The organism is Catenuloplanes atrovinosus (assembly GCF_031458235.1).
In the GTDB taxonomy this organism is placed as follows: Bacteria; Actinomycetota; Actinomycetes; order Mycobacteriales; family Micromonosporaceae; genus Catenuloplanes; species Catenuloplanes atrovinosus.
The window spans coordinates 6436895-6454394 of the sequence record NZ_JAVDYB010000001.1 but is presented as its reverse complement, the minus strand read 5'-3'; the positions used below and the strand labels follow the sequence as shown (position 1 = coordinate 6454394).

Sequence of the window (17500 nt, the reverse complement as noted above, 5' to 3'; positions counted from 1 at the left end):
TTCCGGCGTGCCCGGGTTCCGCATGCTCCCGCGGGCACACCGCGCGGCGGCCTCCGACTCCGCTGGCGCTCCGCTCCGGACGCCGCGGCGGAGCCGGTCCCGGCGTGGCCAGGACCACACCACGCCGGGCCCCGCCGTGGCCGGCGGCGGATCTCGCGCCGCGGCTTCGGCGGTGGAATCCCGCCGTCTGCGCCCTTCGGCCAGGACCGGGCGCGGTCCGGACCGGCAGCCGGGACATCGCATCGACGTTTTTCTTTGCTAAGGTGCGTTGTTCCCGGGGTCGGGCAACCTGGTGGATGGTGATGCCGGATGGCCGGCGGGCGAGCCGCATCGAGCGGCCGGCTCATGCGCGCCGCTCTTCGCTTCCTCCGGAAGACGAGGCGGCGCGACAGTCCACATCGCATGAACCCGCACTTCACCGAGCACACCATCGGCGGAGGCCACGTACGCCCCGGCAAGCCCAAGGGCTCCGGCTACCACTACCGGCCGGGCGGGCGGGACTACGAGGGGCGCCGGCTCATTCCCGGTACCAGGGTCGACCACCCGAGCGGCGTATATCAGGCTGAGCCGGAGTTCTTCGACTCGACGCTCGATCCGCCGCACGGGCGCTGGAAGCCGAAAGCCGGTAACGGTGGCGTCAGTTCGTTCTTCCCCGACCATTGGACTCCGGCTCAGGTGGACAACGCCGTGGCGGGCGCCTTCAAGAACGCGACCAGGGTGGACGCCGACACCTGGCGTGGCACGTACAAGGGAATGACGATCGAAGGTTTCTACAATGGCAGCGGCGGTTTCACGCACGGCTGGCCGCTGCTGCTCCCCTGATCGAGAGGCACATCGTGGGCCCCGTCACCTTCTCGATGGACCAGTACAACGCGCCGATCTATCACGCGACGGACGAGCGATACGAGTTGCTCGGTCAGTGGGCGATGATGGACATCTCCCGCTATTTCCTCGCCTGCCTGGACGCACTCGCGATGATCGACGACGTCACCCATGGGCGCGCACCGTTCGAGGAGTGGAGCAGCGACAATTACGAGGTCACTTTCACCTCCTCCACGTTCGCGGTCTCGAACAACTGGATCCCCGGCAGGTCGCAGAGCTATCCGATCGACGTGGTGCGCTCGGTGGTCGAGGACTACTGGCGATTCCTGGTCGAGCAGCCCGAGCGCAATGTGACCCGCCAATACCGGCCCGACCTGCCGGAGTGGCAGGCCGGGCTGGTGCGCTGGGAGGAGAAGTGGGGCCGTCCCCATCCGTACCGCGGCCGGTTCTTCTAGGGGCGGCTGATTAACTTGGCGCCATGCCTCGGTGGGAGCACGGCAGTGCGGAGCGGCTGAAGCAGGCCGCCATGGAGCTGTTCGCGGAGCAGGGGTTCGACGCCACCAGCGCGGTCCAGATCGCGCAGCGCGCCGGGGTCACCTCCCGGACCTTCTTCCGGTACTTCCCCGACAAGGAGGAGGTGCTCTTCGCCGACGCGGACGCGCTCTACCGGGAGCTCGTCCGGGAAATCCGCGATACGGCCGACGTCTCGGAGCCGCTCCGGGCGGTGGTCGGGACGCTGGCCGGGTTCGACTGGGAGAAGCTCGGATCGCGCGAGACCCAGCGTCGGCGGGACGCGATGATCGCGGCGAACCCCGGGTTGCTGGAACGGGAGCTGATCAAACAGCAGCGGGCGGCCGACGGGTTCGGCGACGCGCTCCGGCGGCGCGGCGTCGCCCCCGACGTCGCCGAGCTGGCCGCGAGCGTGGGGATCCAGGTCTTCCGCACGGCGTACCGGCGGTGGCTGAACGACGGCGGCGACGCCGACCTGATGGCCGGGACCGAGGCGGTGCTGTCCCTCCTGGCCGCGATCGTGCCCGGGGCCGCGCGGCTCCCGTGATCAGGATCGGTATTCGGAGGAGATCTCGGTGGCGTACCGCGCCCACAGCGGGGTCATGGTCTCGGCCGTCATCGGCTGGCCGGACTCGACCATCGTCTTGAGGTCGCGGAAGTACTGCACGTACAGGTCCGGCGTGAAGGTGGAGAGCATGACCGCCGTGTCGTCGCCGACGTTGGCGAAGGTGTGCGGCGCCCCTGGCGGCACGATGACCCAGGTCCCGGGCCCGGCGTCGTAGTCGTCCTGCCCCACCGTGAACCGCACCTCGCCGGAGAGCACGTAGAAGCCCTCGTCGTGCTGGGCGTGCCGGTGCTGGATCGGCCCGGGCGTGTGCGGCCGCAGCGTGATCTCACCGACCCCCAGCCGATGGCCGGTGTTGCCGCCGTCCTCCAGGATTCGGATCTGCGACGGCCCGTTGTTGGCGATGAGCTCGCCTTCGCCGGGCCGGACGATCGTGACTCGAGCCATGGGAAGCCTCCCTGAGCGGAATCCACGTCACGCACGCGACCGTGATGTCGCGCCGAGACATCACGGTACCACTGATGTCGCGCCGCGACATCAACGTCGCTGTGCGGATTCATGAATCCGAAGGAGAGGGTGCGCGGAAACCCCGCGGATGATGCATGGTGCGGAAGAGGGGACTTGAACCCCTACGCCCGAAGGCACGGGAACCTAAATCCCGCGCGTCTGCCGATTCCGCCACTCCCGCTGGCTGCAGCGAGTCTACGGGTTCCGCGCGGGAAAGGGGTGTCCGGGATCAGTCGAGGCCCAGGTCCTTGCGGAGTTTGGCGACGTGGCCGGTGGCCTTGACGTTGTAGAGGGCGCGCTCGATGCGGCCGTCCTCGTCGATGACGAACGTGGAGCGGATCACGCCGACGACGGTCTTGCCGTAGAGCTTCTTCTCGCCGAAGGCGCCGTACGACTCCAGCACCGACTTCTCCTGGTCGGAGACGAGCGGGAAGGTGAGCGCGTCGCGCTCACGGAACTTCGCCAGCTTGGCGGGGGCGTCGGGGGAGATGCCGACCACCTGGTAGCCGGCGGCGGTCAGCGAGGCCAGCGAGTCGCGGAAGTCACAGGCCTGCTTGGTACAGCCGGGGGTCATGGCGCTGGGGTAGACGTACAGGATGACCTTGCGTCCGCGCAGGTCCGACAGGGACAGCTGGTCGCCGGCGTCGGTCGGCAGCGTGAACGGCGGCGCGGGGTCGCCGGCGGTGAGGCGGATCGGCTCGGTCATGGGTGTCAGATTACCGCCCGCCGGAATCCGCCAATTGCAAGATCTTGGCAACAAGGGGGGTGAGTCAATAGGCTGAGCCGTACCTGAGCTGAGGAGCGGCGCCGATGGACTTCCAGGCACTGCACATATCCAACGGGGTCCTCAACGGACCCGTCTCCATCGCCTACGCCGTCCTCGCCGCCGTGGCGATCGCGGTCTGTCTCGTCAACGGCCGCCGGGACCTGGAGGACCGGCTGGTCCCGATGGCCGGGCTGGTCGCGGCGTTCATCTTCGCGGTGCAGATGCTCAACTTCCCGGTGCTGCCGGGCGTGAGCGGGCACCTGCTCGGCGGCGCGCTCGCCGCCATCCTGGTCGGGCCGTGGGTCGGCGCGCTGTGCGTGACGATCGTGATCACGGCACAGGCGCTGTTCTTCGCGGACGGCGGCATCACGGCGCTGGGGCCGAACATCACGAACATGGGGCTGGTGTCCACCGCGGTCGCGTTCGGCGTCACGGTGGTGCTGCTGCGCGTGCTTCCGCGTACCCCGGCCGGGCTCTCGATCTCGGTCTTCGCCGCCTCCGTGGTGAGCGTGGTCGCGGCGTCGCAGAGCTTCGTGCTGCAGTACGCGCTGGGCGGCGCGACCGAGCTGCCCGGCGCCGGGCTGGCCGGCGTGGCGGCGACGATGGCCGGCACGCATCTGCTGATCGGCATCGGTGAGGGCCTGATCAGCGCCGCGACCGTGGCGACGGTCGCCCGGGTCCGCCCGGACCTGGTCTACGCGCTGCGCGGACTGCGGACGAGGACGGGAGTGCCGGCATGAGGAAGTTCATCCTGGCCGGCCTGCTGGCGGCGCTGCTGCTGGCCGGCGTGGTGAGCAACGTCGCGTCGTCGGCGCCGGACGGCCTCGACTCCGCGTCGACCAAGGGCTGCACGCTGAACGCGGACGGCGAGATCACCGGCGGCACCTGCATGGCGCAGGGTGCCGAGGAGCACGAGCTGGCGGACAGCCCGCTCGCCGACTACGGCATCCGCGGCATCGACAACGCGTACCTCTCGACCGGCCTCTCCGGCGTCGCCGGCGTGCTGCTGGTCTTCGCGGTCTCCGGCGGCGTCTTCTGGCTCATGCGGCGGAAGACCCGGGCGTGAACCTCGACCACGACTCCCCGGTCCACCGCCTCGCGCCCGAGGTGAAGATCGCCGCCACCGTGGCGGTCACGATCGCGATCGTGGCGACGCCGCGCGAGGCGTTCTGGGCGTTCGGCGTCTACGCGCTGATCGTCGCGGTGCTCGCCGGGATCGCGCGGATCCCGGCCGGCTGGCTGGCCCGGCGCAGCCTGGTGGAGGTGCCGTTCGTGCTGCTGGCGGTGCTGCTGCCGTTCGCCGGCGCGGGCGAGCGGATCGAGTGGTGGGGCCTGCACCTGTCCGTCGACGGTCTCTACGGCGGCTTCAACCTGCTGGTCAAGGGCACGCTCGGCGTGCTGGTCGCGCTGATCCTGGCCGGGACCACGAGCACCCGCGACATCATCGCCGGCCTGGACCGGCTGCGCTGCCCGGCCGTGCTCACCCAGATCGCCACGTTCATGCTGCGCTACCTGGACGTGCTGATCGACGAGGCCCGGCGCATGCGGATCGCCCGGCTGGCCCGCGGCGACGACCCGCGGTTCCTCTGGCAGCTGCGCGGCTTCGCGACCGGTGTCGGCGCGCTGTTCCTGCGCGCGTTCGAGCGCGGCGAGCGGGTCTACCTGGCCATGCTGTCCCGCGGGTACACCGGCGCGCTGCCGCACCGGCCGGACGCCGGCGCGGGCGTCGCGCAGTGGGCGACGGTGGCGACCGTACCCCTGGTGACGGCCGCGATCGCGGTCACCGCCACCATCGTCACATGAGCGACGCCCCGAGCCTCGACGTCCGCGACGTCACCTACGCCTACCCGGACGGCCACCGCGCGCTCGACGGGGTCACGCTGACCGTCGCACGCGGCGAGCGCGTCGCGCTGCTCGGCCCGAACGGCGCCGGCAAGACCACGCTGGTGCTGCACCTCAACGGCATCCTCGGCGGCGGCACCGGCACGGTCACGGTCGCCGGACTCACGGTCAGCCGCGATCGCGCCACGCTCACCGAGATCCGCCGCCGCGTCGGCGTCGTCTTCCAGGACCCGGACGACCAGCTGTTCCTGCCGACGGTCGCGGAGGACGTCGCGTTCGGCCCGGCCAACCTCGGCCTGCGCGGCGCCGAACTGGACGCGCGCGTCGACGAGGCGCTGGACGCGGTCGGCATGCGCGAGCACCGCGACCGCATCCCGCACCACCTCAGCTTCGGCCAGCGCCGCCGCGTCGCGGTCGCCACCGTCCTGGCCATGCGCCCGGAGATCCTGGTGCTCGACGAGCCCAGCTCCAACCTCGACCCGGCCTCCCGCCGCGAGCTCGCGGACATCCTCCGCGGCCTGCCGGTCACGGTCCTGATGGTGACGCACGACCTGCCGTACGCGCTGGAACTCTGCGACCGCGCGGTCATCCTCGACGCCGGCCGGATCACCGCGGACGGCCCCACGCGCACGCTGCTCGCCGACCCCGAGCTCCTCGCCGCCCACCGCCTCGAACTGCCCTACGGCTTCTCGGTACCCGCGATCTAGATCAAGATCTTGATATTCCCGCTTCCGGCGGGGCGCGGTCCGCATGCTCCCGCGGGCACCGGTCGGCCGTGGCCGGCCTCCCTGCCGGTGCCGTGGGTGGAAACGCGGTGCGCGACGGGCGGCGGCGCGGGCGCGGACCGGCTCACTCCCTCTCGGGCTGGTCGTCGAGCGCGGCCCGAAGCGTCAGCGGTGCCCGGCGGCGCGGTCGCGCGGCGGCCGGGTCCTGCTCCGCACTCCGCCCGTCACCGGACTCCGGGGAGCCGCCGGACTCTCGGGAACCGCCGGACTCTCGGGAACCGCCGGACTCCTGGGAGCCGCCGGACGGTGGGGAGCCGTCGGGGATGGCGGGGGCCGCCAGCGCGGCCGCGCGCATGCGCAGGACCGCCGCCGCGGTGAGGCCGAACCCGAGCGAGAGCGCGAGCACGGTCACGACCCGGGCCGCGACCGGTGGCCACGGCGCCGGCACCACGGAGTTGACCAGCGCGCCCGCGTTGGCCACGCCGACGAACACGCCGGTGCAGACGCCCGCCAGCGCGAGCGCGAAGTCGGCGGACGGGCGGCGGGTGACCGCGACGACCGCGGCGGCGAGCGCGCCGACGCCGGTGAGCGCCGGCCACAGCTGCGTGGCGACCAGCGCGGACAGCGCCGTACCCACGGTGTCGTTGCCCGCGTCGATCTCCCGCCCGATGGAGGAGGCGAGCGCGGCGGCGCCGGCGAGCGCGGAGACGGCGGCCAGCGGCCGGAGCGCGGCCCGGCCGCGGAGGAACCCGAGCGCCGCCACCGCGACCGCGACCAGCAGCACCGCGGCCCACCAGCCGCCGGCGTAGGGCGGCGGCACCCAGTCGAGCGTGCCGGTCGCGGTGATCGGCGTGACGCCGTCGCGCAGGTCGACGGTCCAGTCCCGTACCCGCTGGACGCGGTCGGGGTCGGCGGCCACGGCGGGCGGCAGGTCCTCGCTCATCCAGTACGTACGGTGGTCGTGCCAGCGGGCGGTCGGACGGTCGGAGATCCGGCGCCACGACGGCGGCACGGTCGGGCCGGCGGTGGCCGGCACGGTCGTGGACCTGGCGATGGTCGCGTTGAGGTACGTGGCCGCGGAGTTCACGTTCTCCCACACGCCGTCCGGCCCGATCCGCAGGTACGGCTCCCGCTCGTAGCCGAGCACCTCGATCTCCCGGTCCGAGCCGTTGGTCAGCTCCAGCCGCGCGCCCGCCTCGATCACCCGCAGCCGGACGCCCGGCACGGCGGGGCTGACGCCGGTGAGCGTGGCCCGGTAGTTCGTGCCGGCCGGCGCGTCGCCGCCGTGGGCCAGCGCGGGCGCGGCCGGGGCCGGTGCGAGGAGCACACCGGCCACGGCCGCGGCGGCCAGCCGGGCTACTTGACGGCCGCGTCCACCGCGCTGGTCAGGCCGGCCGGGGAACGGTCGTCGAGCACTGTCCCGGCGACGTAGATGGTCGGGGTGCCGGTGACCCCGCGCTCGCTCGCCTGGTCCGTGATCTGTGCGCTCCACGTCTTGTATCTTCCGTCCTCGACGCACTGGGTGAAGGAGTCCCCCAGACCGAGCGCCGTGCCGAGCGAGATCAACGTGGCGTCGTCGAGGCCGGGCGTGTTCTCCTCGGGCCGGTTGTCGAAGAGCGTCTGGTGGTACTCGGCGAACTTGCCCCCGTCGGCGGCGCAGGCGGCGGCGCCGGACGCGCGCGTCGAGTAGTTCGTGCCCTGCGAGTAGCGGTCCAGGATCGAGATCGGGTGGTAGACCACCGTGATCTTGTTCTCGCTGACCAGTTGCGCGAGCGTGGCGCCGGCCGCGCTCTCGAACTGGCCGCAGGCCGGGCACATGAAGTCCTCGTAGACGTCGACGGTGACCGAGCCGGTGCCGACCGCGAACCCGCTGCCGTCCGCGACCGCGGAGGCCGGCGTGAACACCTCGCCGGAGCGCTGGGCGGAGAAGATGCCGTACCCGGCGATGCCGGCCACGAGCAGCACGGCGGCGGCGACCACGGACGTCCACACCGTGGCCTTGCGCCGCCGCTCCTTGGCGAGTTGCTCGCGTACCATGCGGTTTGCCTGTTTTTGATCCTTGCGCGAACTCATGCGTTGTACCTCGTCAGGTAGCGGTCGACGGAGAAACGGGACTGAGGGCGGACGATCAGGTAGCCGGCCAGGATCAGGAACCCGATGTCCCGGGCGATCTCCCAGCCGTAGGCCGGGCTCTCCCCGGCGGCGAGCTGCCCGCCGCTGCCGAAGCAGCCGCAGTCGATCCGCAGGCCGCGCGCCCACGCGCTGGCGATGCCGGCGATGAACACCGCCAGCAGCAGCGCGGAGAACCCGGCGCTGACCCGGGTCGCGAGCCCGGCGAGCAGCAGCAACCCGACCGCGACCTCGACGAACGGCAGCATCGCGCCGATCACCTGGGCCACGTCGAAGGGCATCACCCGGTAGGCGTTGACCGCGCGCACCGAGCCGGCCAGATCACCGACCTTGGCGCCGCCGGCGTAGAGCCAGACGGCGGCGAGCCCGAGCCGGGCGGCCAGCCCGCCCCACGGTCCGGCGCGATCCCACACTGAGAAGTCCACCTCCATTGGTCGTCCGGGACCGTCGCCCGGTTCCGTCCCCACGGTGTCCGGAGCCGGCCCCGGCGGGTACGGACGAAGGTCCCGCGATCGCCGGGAACTTTCCGGGCCACCCGGCCGACCAACCCGGCATGCCCCCACGTACCTCGCGATTAGTCCGATTTGGTCCCATATTTGGGGTCGGATCGGTAGGTGCGGAACACGCCACGCCGACCACGGGCGATCACCGCCACATCCGTGGGAGAGCATGTCCGGCATGACTGCCGAGAAGAGACGCCGCTGGGCCGTGCTCGCCGCCCTCGTCCTGGGCGCGCTCACGGTGTTCGTCGGACCGGCGAGCCCGGCCAGCGCGCACGCCGTCCTCCAGCGCACCACGCCCGCCACCCAGTCCGTGGTCCAGGCCGCGCCGGCCGACGTGAAGCTCACGTTCAGCGAGGGGGTGAACCCGGTCGCCGGCAAGATCCAGGTGATCGCGCCGAACGGTGACCGGGTCGGCGGTGACCCGCGCGCCGAGGGCTCCACGCTGATCATCCCGGTCCGCGCGGACCAGCGCGGCACCTACCTGGTCAGCTACCGGGTGATCTCGGCGGACAGCCACCCGGTCAGCGGCGCGTTCACGTTCTCGGTCGGCGCCACGTCCGCGGTGCCCGCGCTCACCGAGGACGGCGACGAGACCGACCCGGTGGTGGCGGGCGTCATCCCGGTCGCGAAGTTCCTCGGGTACGCGGGCCTGGTGCTGGTGGTCGGCCCGGTCCTGGTGCTGCTGTTCCTGTGGCCGTCCCGGCTCAGCCGCCGCGGCCCCGCCCGGCTGGTGCGCACCGGCCTCGGACTCGTCGCGGCCAGCACGCTCGCCGCGCTCTACCTGCAGGCGCCGTACACCAGCGGCGGCACGATCCTGGACGCCGGTGGCCTCGGCGACGTGGTGGCCAGCGCGTTCGGCACCGCGCTGCTGGTCCGGCTCGGCCTGCTGGTCGCGATCGCCATCATGCTCCGCCCGATCCTCGCGGTCCGCGGCGACGGCGGCCGCACCGGCGAGGGCCCGATCGACCTGATCGTGCTGGCCGCGCTCGGCGCCGCCGCGATCTTCACCTGGCCGCTCACCGGCCACCCGTCCGCCTCGCCGGTCGCGGCCGTCTCCGTGGTGGCCGACGCGGTCCACCTGGTCAGCATGGCGGTCTGGCTCGGCGGCCTGGTCATGCTGATCGGCTTCCTGCTGCGGCAGGCCAGCGAGCGGGAACTCGGCGCGATCCTGCCGATCTGGTCCCGCTGGGCCGCGCTCGCGGTCGGCGCGCTGCTGCTGGCCGGGGTGGTGAACGCGCTCATCGAGATCGGCACGCTGGACGCGCTCACCGGCACCACCTACGGCCGGTTCATCCTGGTCAAGACCGCGCTGTTCGCGGCCGTGGTGGGCATCGCGGCGTACTCGCGGTCGCTGGTCCGCAAGCGCGTCACGGCCGAGCGCCCGGGCCGGATCCGGACCGCGGTCCGGGCCGAACTGGCCATCACCGTGGTGGTGCTCGGCGTGACGTCCGTGCTGGTCCAGCAGACGCCGGCCCGCACCGAGGCGGAGAACGCGGTGCTCGCCGACCAGGGCTACTTCTCCGTGCTGGTGGACAGCCCGCTCTACACGCTCCAGGTCGAGCTGGACCCGGCGAAGGTCGGGGGCAACTCGCTGCACCTGTACGCGTACGAGCCGGGGACCACGAACCTGCTCACCACGGAGGAGTGGACCACCACGGCCGCGCTCCCGGCCGCCGGGATCGAGCCGATCGACGTACCCATGCTCCGCGTCGCCGACAACCACGCGATCAGCGAGTTCCAGCTGCCGGCGGCCGGGACCTGGGAGTTCAAGTTCACACTGCGCACCACCGAGATCGATCAAGCCACCGTCACCGTCACGGTGGACGTCGCCTCCTGACTGAAGGGTCAACCATGTCTCCCCGTACCGCAGCCCGCGCGGCACTGCTCAGCCTCGGCGCCACCGTGGTCGGCGTGCTCACCTTCGCCGGCCCGGCCTCCGCGCACGTCACGGTCAACCCCAGGGAGGCCACCCAGGGCGGGTACGCCAAGGTGGACTTCCGGGTGCCGAACGAGAGCGACACCGCCTCCACCACCAAGCTGGAGGTCTTCCTCCCGGAGAACGCGCCGATCGCCTCCGTCTCCACCCAGCCGGTTCCCGGCTGGACCGTCGCGCTGGAGAAGGGCGCGCCGGCCACGCCGGTCACCGCGCACGGCGCCGAGATCACCGAGGTGGTCAAGAAGATCACCTGGACCGCCGCGAAGGGCTCGGAGATCACGCCCGGCACGTTCCAGGAGTTCGGGGTCTCGCTCGGGCCGCTGCCGGAGGCCGACCAACTGGTCTTCAAGGCGCTGCAGACGTACTCGGACGGCGAGGTCGTGCGCTGGATCGACGAGCCGGTCGCGGGCGGTGAGGAGCCGGAGAGCCCGGCGCCCGTGCTCACGCTGACGGCCGCCGCCGCGGAGGAGGCCCCGTCGGCCGCGCCGGTCGCGGCCACCGAGTCCACCGGTTCCAGCTCCGGGCCGGCGCTGGGCATCGCGATCGCGGCGCTGGTCGCCGGCCTGATCGGGCTGGTCCTGGGCGGCCTGGCGTTCACCCGGACCGGTGCGCGGCCGGCCCCGGCCGCCGCCGCTCCTTCCGCGGACGCCTGATCGGACGGTACGCAACGGCCCGGCTCCCGCGTGGGGCCGGGCCGTTTCCGTGTCCATCGCCGTCGTTCAGGCCGTGTCGATGTGCGGTAGGCGGACGTTTCGCTCGGTATGGTCCGATAACGGGCAAAGGGGGAAACCGATGCGCATTATCCGCTTGATCGTCGGAATGCTGTTGCTCACCGTCGGCCTGCCGGTCCTGCTCGCCGCGGGCGCGCTGTGGACCGTGGGCCAGCACCGCGATCCCGGAGGTGCGTTCCGGGCGCACCTGGAGGAACTGGACGTACCCGGCCAGGCGCTGATCGTCGAGGACCTGGACGGCCTGCTCGCCCGCGACGCCGCGTTCGCCCGCGCCGGGCGTACCGAGTTCCGGATCACCGCCGGCACCGACGCGGGACCCGCCTTCGTCGGACTGGCGCCCGCCGGCGAGGCCGCCGCCTACCTCCGGCCCGCCCGCCACACCCGTTTCGAGCAGCTCGCCTTGACGACGGGCCCGCTGCCGGTACGGGTCAGCACGGTCGCCGGCGCCCGCACACCCGCCGAGGAACCCGCCCGCCAGGACTTCTGGACCCGCTCCGGCGACGGCACCCTCGCCTGGACGGCCGACGAGATCCGCGACCGCGACCTGGCCCTGGTCATCATGACCCCGGACGGCCGCCCGGCCGGCACGATGTCCGTGACCGCGGAACTGCGGCCGACCTGGCTGACGGCCACCACCTGGGGCGGCCTCGGCGGCGGCCTCCTGCTGATCATCGCTGGCATGGCCGTGCTCGCCCGGCCCAGCCGGCCGCGCGAACTGGTCTACGTGGTCGACTCCACCCAGTTGCCCGACGTGGCGGCCAGCCTCGGTTCCCGCGCCTCCGTGATCCACCCCGGCGAGAACGGCATGGTCATCACCCCCGTCGGCCACCGCCGAAACCCCGGCAAGACCGCCGACCTGTGGTCCAGGCCCGCCCCGTCGGGCGCGGCAGCGGTGGAGGCGGAGCCGGCGCCGGCCGCCGAGGTCGCCGGGGACGTGGTGCCGGTCGACCGGGCGGCGCCGGGCGATTCCGCGGGCCGGGACGTGCCTGTCCCTCCGGCACGTCCGGCTGGTCCCGCCGATCCCGCAGAACCGGCTGTGTCTGCCGCTTCCGCCGGTGCCGTGGGGTCCGGAATGGCCGGCGATCAGGTCGTGGCCGCGGACGAGCTGGTCGCCGCGACGCCGGCGGGGGCCGCGAACACGTCGCCGGAGGCCGAGGCGGGCGAGGTGAGCGCGGACGGTGTGGCCAAGGCCGCGGCTGCCGCCGCGCGACCCGCGACGCTGGCCGATGCGGCGCCGCCGGAACCGGGCGAGGGCGACGCCACGGGAGATGCCGCGCGACGGGAGCGGCCGGCCGGCGGCGATCCGGCGGCGCGGCCGAGAGGCTGGTCCGCACCGATGCCGCCGGTCGCGCCGCAGCTCACCTGGCCGCCGCTGACCCGCGACCCCGCCGAGGACACCAAACCGCCCATTCCCGCGGACGTCACCGGCGCACCCGTAGCCTCGGGCGCCGCCCGGTCCCCGGGCGCCGCCGCTGTCGACGGCGAGGCCGAGACCGGCGTCGCGGGGACCGGCTCCACCGAGGTCACCGGCGTGGCCGTCGCCGGGATGGCGGAGCCGGGCTCCGCCGAGGCGGGATCGCCCGAGCCGCGGGCCGTGCCGCGGAGGCGGGTGAAGGCGCAGGCCGAGGGGGTCGCGAAGGCGCCGGTGAAGCGGGCCGCGGGAGCGGACACCGGTGCCGGGGCGGGGAAGCACGCGGCGCCGGGGGGTGTGGTGCCGGGCAAGCGTCAGCCACGACGGAAGGCGCAGCCGGAGACGCCGGAAGCCGCGATGCGGCCGGATGTGGAGCTGGTGCCGGGCGCGGAGGCGGCCGGGACCGCGGGGCGGCCCGGGAGTGGCGGGACGCCGGCCGCCCGGGAGGGTGCGGAGGCCCGTGGGGAGGCGAGGACGGCGCCGGGCGGCCCCGCAGAGGCGACGGTCGTACCGGTGGAGGGTGCTGCGGCGCCGGTGCCGCGGGCCGGTCGCCGGCGGAGGGCGGCCGATGGTGAGGTGCGCGGCGCGGGGCGGTGAGAACGGCGCGTTGAGCGGCCCTCCACGGGGGTGGAGGGCCGCTTCACCGGGGGATGGTGAGGGCCTTGAGGCCTTAACGACCATTTTAGGGATTTAGGCGGTATCCGACCAGATCTGTCCATCTTGGCGGTGATCTGCTCCAACGCGCATGCCGAGCGGGGCGCCGGAATCTCTCCCTCACGCTCCGCCGACCCGTCGGCGCAGCGCGTAGGCTGTCGGCGTGGCTGATCTTCTGGTGTGGGTGGACTGCGAGATGACCGGGCTGGATCTGGGCAAGGATGCCCTGATCGAGGTGGCGGCCCTGGTGACCGACCCCAACCTTCAGGTGCTCGGCGAGGGCGTGGACGTGGTGATCCACGCCGATGACGCCGCGCTGGCGAACATGCCGGACGTGGTCCGCGACATGCACGCGAAGTCAGGCCTCACCGAGGAGGTCCGCGCCTCGACGGTCACGCTGGCCGAGGCCGAGGACCTGATCATGGATTACGTCACGCAGTTCGTGCCGGACCCGCGCAGCGCACCGCTGTGCGGCAACTCGATCGCGACCGACCGCGGCTTCCTCGCCCGCGACATGCGCCGCCTCGACGCCCACCTGCACTACCGCATGATCGACGTCTCCTCGATCAAGGAACTGGCCCGCCGCTGGTTCCCCCGTACGTACTTCGGGCAGCCCGCCAAGGGCCTCTCCCACCGCGCGCTCGCCGACATCAGGGAGAGCATCCGCGAGCTGGAGTACTACCGCCGCGCCATCTTCGTCCCGCCGCCCGGCCCCGACGTCGAGACCGCCAAGGCCATCGCCGCGCAGCTGTAGGGCAACCCGCTCGACGGCCGCCCTTGGGGTGTGGCTATCATTGTTCCGCACCCCGCGCGGGCCTGAAGTCCGGGTGGGAAAGGCATGGTGGCTGTAGCTCAGTTGGCAGAGCACCGGGTTGTGGTCCCGGGTGTCGGGGGTTCAAATCCCCTCAGTCACCCCACATGCTGGTCGATGTATCAGCAGATCAGGGCCGGTCTTCGGACCGGCCCTGATCGTTTTTAGGGGACATATAGGGGAGATCACCTTCGTGCCCCTGCTGAGCCGAAGGGGACCTGTCTGGGCCCGACTCAAGCTGTCGAACGTTTGTACGAATGGAAGCACCAACAGTGGGATTCCTGTAGCCGTTCGACCGAGTGTTACCCGATCAAGGGGCGGCTACTGTCGGTGCCCTAGTGATCACTTGGCTGGTGGTGGGACAGACGCCGGTCAGTCAAGGAGGTAGATCGTGATCCAGGTGCACTCCCAGACGCTCGTTCTGGCCGGCTTTATCGCCACCACCGCGGCGGCAGCCGGGGCGGTGGTCGGGCTGGCTCATGGGCGCCGGGTGTACTACAGCAAGGGGTATGTGGACGGCATCTCTCGCCGGACGCGATCGCGGTCGGCGGAGGAGACCGCGGCGATCCGTTGGCTGCACTCCGCCCGCTGAAGGGGGCACGCCAGAAGTCGACGCGCCGCTGAGGGAATTCTCAGCGGCGCGTCAGCGCGTGACAGCTAGTCGTCGGGAGCTTCGGGGCCGGGCGCCGGGCCGGCCTTTCGCTCCACGACGGACCGACGTAGCTGATAAATCGGGCGCTCGGTCACCGGCTTGAATCGCCAGCCCGCGCCCTCCTCGCCCCACTCTCGAAGCCGGCGCTCTTCGTCGGCGAGTGAACGCTGGATCGTGCGAGGCGTAATTTCCAGCAGTCTGGCGGCCTCGGCGACGCTGATCCACTCGCCCATGCAGGCCTCCTCAGCCTCGGCATCTGGCGAGGATTTTCCCACGACTGACGTGCATTCCAGCGACATGCCCTCATTCTCGCGACTAACACGCCCCTTGCGCTAGTCGCGACTTTCGCGACACACTAGCGACTATGGACATAGAGACCTTGCTCGGTGGGCTCGCGGCCGCCTGGCGGTTCGCCCGAGCGCACGAGGACGCGGTGATGGTCGCGGCCGGCGTCGTGTTGGTGCTGTGTGCGCTGGTCGCGATGAAGCGCGCGGACCGTAAGACCGGCCGGCCCGATCGGGTGCTGCGCCGTTGGTTGGGTCTGGCCATCCTGGGCTTCTCCGCCGAGGGCATGTGGGAGGTCGCCACCGAGGATTTGACGCTCGGCCGCGGGCTGGCGCTGATCTTCTTCGCGATCGGGGACGTCGCGATCATCGGCGAGATGATCACGGCCGAGAAGAGCCGTCTCGGCAGCATCAAGCAGCGCAAACACCTGCGCGCGGTCTGGACGATCGCCACGATCCTCGGCGCGATCGTGGCCTGCTCGGCGGATACGCCGGTCGAGATCCCGCTGCGCTTCGTCCTGCCGCTGCTCGCGGTCTGGGTGTGGAAGCTCGGGCTCCAGGAGCTGGGCGAGAACGAGGTGATCGAGCGCGACGAGAACGCGCTGACGTGGATGATCGGCCCCTGGCTGCGGCAGCGCGTGATCGCGCTCAGGCTGGCCAAGCCGGGCAAGGCCGACCTGGAGACCATCGACCGCGCGCAGCTCATCGACCGGCTGACCCGCCTGCGATTCCGGCTCTGGAAGGCCGAGCGCGACGGCAACACCACGCTGGTCACGCGTCTCACCGCACGCTGGCACCGGCTCACCCTCGATGCGGACGACGCGATGCTCGCCGAGGTCACCGCGCGCGTACAGCGGACCCTCGTCGCCGAGGCGCGCACCCGGCCGCTGACCGCGGAGCAGGTCGACCAGCTCGCCGTCGCCGAGCAGTCCGCAGCCGCCGCAGCCGCTGCGGCACGCGACACGGACCGGCAGCACCGCGAAGCGCTCGCCGCCATCGAGCGGCAGCAGCAGGCGATCGCAGCTGCGGTTGCCGCTGCCGAGGAGGCGCAGCGGCAGCGGCAGGCGGACGCCCGGCAAGCCGCCGCGGAGGTTGCCGCCCTGCAGCGGCAGATCGAGCAGCAGCGGCAGGACGCGGCGGCGGCAGCGGCCGAGCAACGGCGCGCGGTAGAGGCGGCCGAGGCGGCACGTCGGCAGGACGCGGCGGCGGCACAGCGGCTCGTTGCCGAGCTGCGGCAGGCAGCCGACGCGGCAGCCGCCGACCGGCGCGAGGCAGTAGCCGAGGCGGGGCGGCAGGCCGAGCGGCAGGTAGCCGAGATGCGGCGGCTGCTGGAGGACGCGCGCCGTGAGGCTGCGGCCCGGGGCGCGCAGGTCGACCAGCTCACCGCGGAGCTGGTTGAGGCTCGGACCCGGCCGGCGCGGCGGACCAGCGCGGAGGAGACCGCGGCCCGGGTCGCGGCATATCGCGTGGACCACCCGGACGCGACGCAGCAGGCGGTCGCTGACGCGCTCGGCCTCGGCGTGCGCACGGTACGCACGTATTGGTCGGCGCCGGAGCTGGCGGAGGCGGCTCGATGAACACATCGGAGCCTGTGCAGCAGGGCGAGGCGCAGATCGCACGAGCCGACGCAAAAGCACAGGCCGTCGCGGGGTTCGCGGGCACGATGCTGACCATCCTCGCCGCCGTGCTGTCGCTGGCCGCGCTGCCCGCGCCGGTGCGCGCCGGCGGCTGGGCGCTGGTCGCGATGTGGCTCGTGGCCGTCGGCCTGCTCCTGCTGGTGCTACGGCCGAACCTCGCCGGTGACCACGGTGTCGTCCGCTGGGCGCGGATGACGCACGTCGAGATCCGCGGCGATCTCGACGCTGCGGACCCGATCCGTGACACCGAGGCCCGCACCGTCCGTTGGCTCTCCCGCGTCGCCGTCCGCAAACACACGAGGGTGCGCCTCGCCATCGACCTGCTGATCGCCTCACCGGCCGTTGCGGTAGCGGTCGGCCTCGTGACCTGGCACATCTGACGGCTCCCGTGGTGCCCGGCTCATCACCCGGGCGTGCGCGGCGGCCGCCAGACGGCGGGTCGAGAAGGGAGAGGCCGTGCGCCTCATCGAGGCCATCGGAGCCGCGCTGGTCGTGGGCCTGATCGGTGGCGTCATCTGTTCGCGGACCGGGGCCGACCCGGTTCTCGGGTTCGCGCTCGGCGCGCTCGCGGGCTTCGCGGCCTGGGGCGTGCGTGGCAAGACCAGCACCCGCTACGGCGGCAAGAAGTAAGGAGAGATCAACGTGGCGGATCAGACGCGGCACAGGCACGGGTTCCTCACCCCGAACGCGCCGCTGACCGATAACGTCGCCCTGCTGGAGTGGGCCGAGCAGAGCCGAAAGCTTCTGCATATGGGCTCGCTGGAGTTGGGTATCACCGCGGCCGAGTTGGACGCCAAGCTGCGCAAGGTCAACCCGCACCTGCTTGTGGCCGGCCTGGACGCGCGTTACCGGGCGCGGCAGATCTCCAAGCCGGTCGCCCAGGCGGCGGAGGCGCTGACCGTGGCGAGCCGGTACATCATCACCGCCACGAACCGGTTCGAGGCGGTGTTCATGCCGGAGCTGGAGCAGGCCGGCTACAAGCCGCGTGCCGACGAGTTCACGTTCAAGGCCTGA

The 17500-nt window shown here is 72.3% G+C and carries 22 protein-coding genes and 2 tRNA genes; 17 read left to right on the top strand and 7 right to left on the bottom strand.

Annotation, left to right across the window (positions count from 1 at the left end; genetic code table 11):
- Nucleotides 1–402: 402 nt before the first annotated feature.
- From J2S41_RS28705 to J2S41_RS28695, 3 genes are read left to right on the top strand one after another with little or no spacing between them, the layout of a single operon-like run.
- A complete protein-coding gene (locus tag J2S41_RS28705) occupies nucleotides 403–822 on the top strand; it encodes an EndoU domain-containing protein (RefSeq protein WP_310372229.1) in 420 nt (139 codons plus the stop codon).
- 14 nt (nucleotides 823–836) lie between these two features.
- Nucleotides 837–1277, top strand: coding sequence for a hypothetical protein (locus tag J2S41_RS28700; protein WP_310372227.1), 441 nt, complete (start codon nucleotides 837–839; stop codon nucleotides 1275–1277).
- A 23-nt stretch (nucleotides 1278–1300) separates the two neighbouring features.
- Nucleotides 1301–1879: a TetR family transcriptional regulator gene (locus J2S41_RS28695; protein WP_310372226.1), complete on the top strand. Its 579-nt coding sequence runs from the start codon at nucleotides 1301–1303 to the stop codon at nucleotides 1877–1879.
- Here J2S41_RS28695 and J2S41_RS28690 read toward each other — a convergent pair whose 3' ends face one another.
- From J2S41_RS28690 to bcp, 3 genes are all read right to left on the bottom strand, one after another.
- The gene (locus J2S41_RS28690; protein WP_310372224.1) at nucleotides 1880–2344 is read right to left on the bottom strand and encodes a cupin domain-containing protein; all 465 of its coding nucleotides are present in this window, start codon (nucleotides 2342–2344) and stop codon (nucleotides 1880–1882) included.
- Nucleotides 2345–2500: 156 nt separating this feature from the next.
- Nucleotides 2501–2585 (bottom strand) — tRNA-Leu (locus J2S41_RS28685).
- Between the two features lie 48 nt (nucleotides 2586–2633).
- Nucleotides 2634–3110, bottom strand: a complete 477-nt coding sequence (gene bcp / locus J2S41_RS28680; RefSeq protein ID WP_310372222.1) for a thioredoxin-dependent thiol peroxidase — start codon at nucleotides 3108–3110, stop codon at nucleotides 2634–2636.
- 104 nt (nucleotides 3111–3214) lie between these two features.
- Here bcp and J2S41_RS28675 point away from each other — a divergent pair, with 104 nt between their 5' ends.
- The 4 genes from J2S41_RS28675 to J2S41_RS28660 are packed head-to-tail and all read left to right on the top strand — an operon-like array spanning nucleotide 3215 to nucleotide 5719.
- A complete protein-coding gene (locus J2S41_RS28675) occupies nucleotides 3215–3910 on the top strand; it encodes an energy-coupling factor ABC transporter permease (RefSeq protein WP_310372220.1) in 696 nt (231 codons plus the stop codon).
- The gene (locus tag J2S41_RS28670; RefSeq protein ID WP_310372217.1) at nucleotides 3907–4236 is read left to right on the top strand and encodes a PDGLE domain-containing protein; all 330 of its coding nucleotides are present in this window, start codon (nucleotides 3907–3909) and stop codon (nucleotides 4234–4236) included. The genes J2S41_RS28675 and J2S41_RS28670 overlap by 4 nt, the downstream gene beginning before the upstream one ends.
- Complete coding sequence (gene cbiQ / locus J2S41_RS28665) at nucleotides 4233–4973, top strand: cobalt ECF transporter T component CbiQ (RefSeq protein ID WP_310372216.1); 741 nt, start codon at nucleotides 4233–4235, stop codon at nucleotides 4971–4973. Before J2S41_RS28670 ends, cbiQ begins: the two co-directional genes overlap by 4 nt.
- Nucleotides 4970–5719, top strand: a complete 750-nt coding sequence (locus J2S41_RS28660) for an energy-coupling factor ABC transporter ATP-binding protein (protein WP_310372214.1) — start codon at nucleotides 4970–4972, stop codon at nucleotides 5717–5719. Before cbiQ ends, J2S41_RS28660 begins: the two co-directional genes overlap by 4 nt.
- Nucleotides 5720–5861: 142 nt before the next feature.
- On the opposite strand, the gene J2S41_RS28655 is transcribed toward J2S41_RS28660, so the two are convergent.
- The 3 genes from J2S41_RS28655 to J2S41_RS28645 are packed head-to-tail and all read right to left on the bottom strand — an operon-like array spanning nucleotide 5862 to nucleotide 8298.
- Entirely contained in the window at nucleotides 5862–7064 is a 1203-nt protein-coding gene (locus tag J2S41_RS28655; RefSeq protein ID WP_310372213.1) for a hypothetical protein, read from the bottom strand.
- Between the two features lie 29 nt (nucleotides 7065–7093).
- Complete coding sequence (locus J2S41_RS28650) at nucleotides 7094–7810, bottom strand: DsbA family protein (protein ID WP_310372212.1); 717 nt, start codon at nucleotides 7808–7810, stop codon at nucleotides 7094–7096.
- Entirely contained in the window at nucleotides 7807–8298 is a 492-nt protein-coding gene (locus J2S41_RS28645; RefSeq protein WP_374728177.1) for a MauE/DoxX family redox-associated membrane protein, read from the bottom strand. The genes J2S41_RS28650 and J2S41_RS28645 overlap by 4 nt, the downstream gene beginning before the upstream one ends.
- Nucleotides 8299–8536: 238 nt before the next feature.
- Here J2S41_RS28645 and J2S41_RS28640 point away from each other — a divergent pair, with 238 nt between their 5' ends.
- The 6 genes from J2S41_RS28640 (at nucleotide 8537) to J2S41_RS28615 (ending at nucleotide 14505) form a co-directional block, all read left to right on the top strand.
- Nucleotides 8537–10207: a copper resistance CopC/CopD family protein gene (locus J2S41_RS28640; RefSeq protein ID WP_310372210.1), complete on the top strand. Its 1671-nt coding sequence runs from the start codon at nucleotides 8537–8539 to the stop codon at nucleotides 10205–10207.
- Nucleotides 10208–10221: 14 nt separating this feature from the next.
- Entirely contained in the window at nucleotides 10222–10959 is a 738-nt protein-coding gene (locus tag J2S41_RS28635; protein ID WP_310372208.1) for a YcnI family copper-binding membrane protein, read from the top strand.
- Between the two features lie 166 nt (nucleotides 10960–11125).
- On the top strand, nucleotides 11126–13045 hold the full coding sequence (locus tag J2S41_RS28630; protein WP_310372206.1) for a hypothetical protein: 1920 nt from the start codon (nucleotides 11126–11128) through the stop codon (nucleotides 13043–13045).
- Nucleotides 13046–13265: 220 nt separating this feature from the next.
- Nucleotides 13266–13856, top strand: coding sequence for an oligoribonuclease (gene orn, locus J2S41_RS28625; RefSeq protein ID WP_310372204.1), 591 nt, complete (start codon nucleotides 13266–13268; stop codon nucleotides 13854–13856).
- Between the two features lie 87 nt (nucleotides 13857–13943).
- A tRNA-His gene (locus tag J2S41_RS28620) sits at nucleotides 13944–14019 on the top strand.
- A gap of 285 nt (nucleotides 14020–14304) precedes the next feature.
- Nucleotides 14305–14505, top strand: a complete 201-nt coding sequence (locus J2S41_RS28615; RefSeq protein ID WP_310372202.1) for a hypothetical protein — start codon at nucleotides 14305–14307, stop codon at nucleotides 14503–14505.
- 65 nt (nucleotides 14506–14570) lie between these two features.
- Here J2S41_RS28615 and J2S41_RS28610 read toward each other — a convergent pair whose 3' ends face one another.
- Nucleotides 14571–14864, bottom strand: coding sequence for a hypothetical protein (locus J2S41_RS28610; protein ID WP_310372200.1), 294 nt, complete (start codon nucleotides 14862–14864; stop codon nucleotides 14571–14573).
- A 65-nt stretch (nucleotides 14865–14929) separates the two neighbouring features.
- On the opposite strand from J2S41_RS28610, the gene J2S41_RS28605 reads away from it, so the two are divergent.
- The 4 genes from J2S41_RS28605 to J2S41_RS28590 all read left to right on the top strand — a co-directional run bounded on the left by J2S41_RS28605 (nucleotide 14930) and on the right by J2S41_RS28590 (nucleotide 17500).
- Nucleotides 14930–16426, top strand: a complete 1497-nt coding sequence (locus J2S41_RS28605) for a hypothetical protein (protein ID WP_310372197.1) — start codon at nucleotides 14930–14932, stop codon at nucleotides 16424–16426.
- Nucleotides 16423–16866 (top strand): Pycsar system effector family protein, encoded by a 444-nt coding sequence (locus tag J2S41_RS28600; RefSeq protein ID WP_310372195.1) that lies wholly within the window; start codon nucleotides 16423–16425, stop codon nucleotides 16864–16866. Before J2S41_RS28605 ends, J2S41_RS28600 begins: the two co-directional genes overlap by 4 nt.
- Nucleotides 16867–16942: 76 nt before the next feature.
- A complete protein-coding gene (locus J2S41_RS28595; protein WP_310372192.1) occupies nucleotides 16943–17116 on the top strand; it encodes a hypothetical protein in 174 nt (57 codons plus the stop codon).
- Nucleotides 17117–17128: 12 nt separating this feature from the next.
- Entirely contained in the window at nucleotides 17129–17500 is a 372-nt protein-coding gene (locus tag J2S41_RS28590) for a TraA-like protein (protein WP_310372191.1), read from the top strand.

Excerpts from the sequence above, each read along its gene's own strand:
- J2S41_RS28600 (WP_310372195.1), top strand. The coding sequence starts at position 16,423 with ATGAACACATCGGAGCCTGTGCAGCAGGGCGAGGCGCAGATCGCACGA.
- J2S41_RS28630 (WP_310372206.1), top strand. The coding sequence starts at position 11,126 with ATGCTGTTGCTCACCGTCGGCCTGCCGGTCCTGCTCGCCGCGGGCGCG.
- J2S41_RS28645 (WP_374728177.1), bottom strand. The coding sequence starts at position 8,298 with ATGGAGGTGGACTTCTCAGTGTGGGATCGCGCCGGACCGTGGGGCGGG.
- J2S41_RS28650 (WP_310372212.1), bottom strand. The coding sequence starts at position 7,810 with ATGAGTTCGCGCAAGGATCAAAAACAGGCAAACCGCATGGTACGCGAG.
- J2S41_RS28640 (WP_310372210.1), top strand. The coding sequence starts at position 8,537 with ATGTCCGGCATGACTGCCGAGAAGAGACGCCGCTGGGCCGTGCTCGCC.
- J2S41_RS28675 (WP_310372220.1), top strand. The coding sequence starts at position 3,215 with ATGGACTTCCAGGCACTGCACATATCCAACGGGGTCCTCAACGGACCC.
- J2S41_RS28605 (WP_310372197.1), top strand. The coding sequence starts at position 14,930 with ATGGACATAGAGACCTTGCTCGGTGGGCTCGCGGCCGCCTGGCGGTTC.
- J2S41_RS28610 (WP_310372200.1), bottom strand. The coding sequence starts at position 14,864 with ATGTCGCTGGAATGCACGTCAGTCGTGGGAAAATCCTCGCCAGATGCC.
- J2S41_RS28635 (WP_310372208.1), top strand. The coding sequence starts at position 10,222 with ATGTCTCCCCGTACCGCAGCCCGCGCGGCACTGCTCAGCCTCGGCGCC.
- J2S41_RS28660 (WP_310372214.1), top strand. The coding sequence starts at position 4,970 with ATGAGCGACGCCCCGAGCCTCGACGTCCGCGACGTCACCTACGCCTAC.
- J2S41_RS28690 (WP_310372224.1), bottom strand. The coding sequence starts at position 2,344 with ATGGCTCGAGTCACGATCGTCCGGCCCGGCGAAGGCGAGCTCATCGCC.
- J2S41_RS28705 (WP_310372229.1), top strand. The coding sequence starts at position 403 with ATGAACCCGCACTTCACCGAGCACACCATCGGCGGAGGCCACGTACGC.
- J2S41_RS28695 (WP_310372226.1), top strand. The coding sequence starts at position 1,301 with ATGCCTCGGTGGGAGCACGGCAGTGCGGAGCGGCTGAAGCAGGCCGCC.
- bcp (WP_310372222.1), bottom strand. The coding sequence starts at position 3,110 with ATGACCGAGCCGATCCGCCTCACCGCCGGCGACCCCGCGCCGCCGTTC.
- J2S41_RS28670 (WP_310372217.1), top strand. The coding sequence starts at position 3,907 with ATGAGGAAGTTCATCCTGGCCGGCCTGCTGGCGGCGCTGCTGCTGGCC.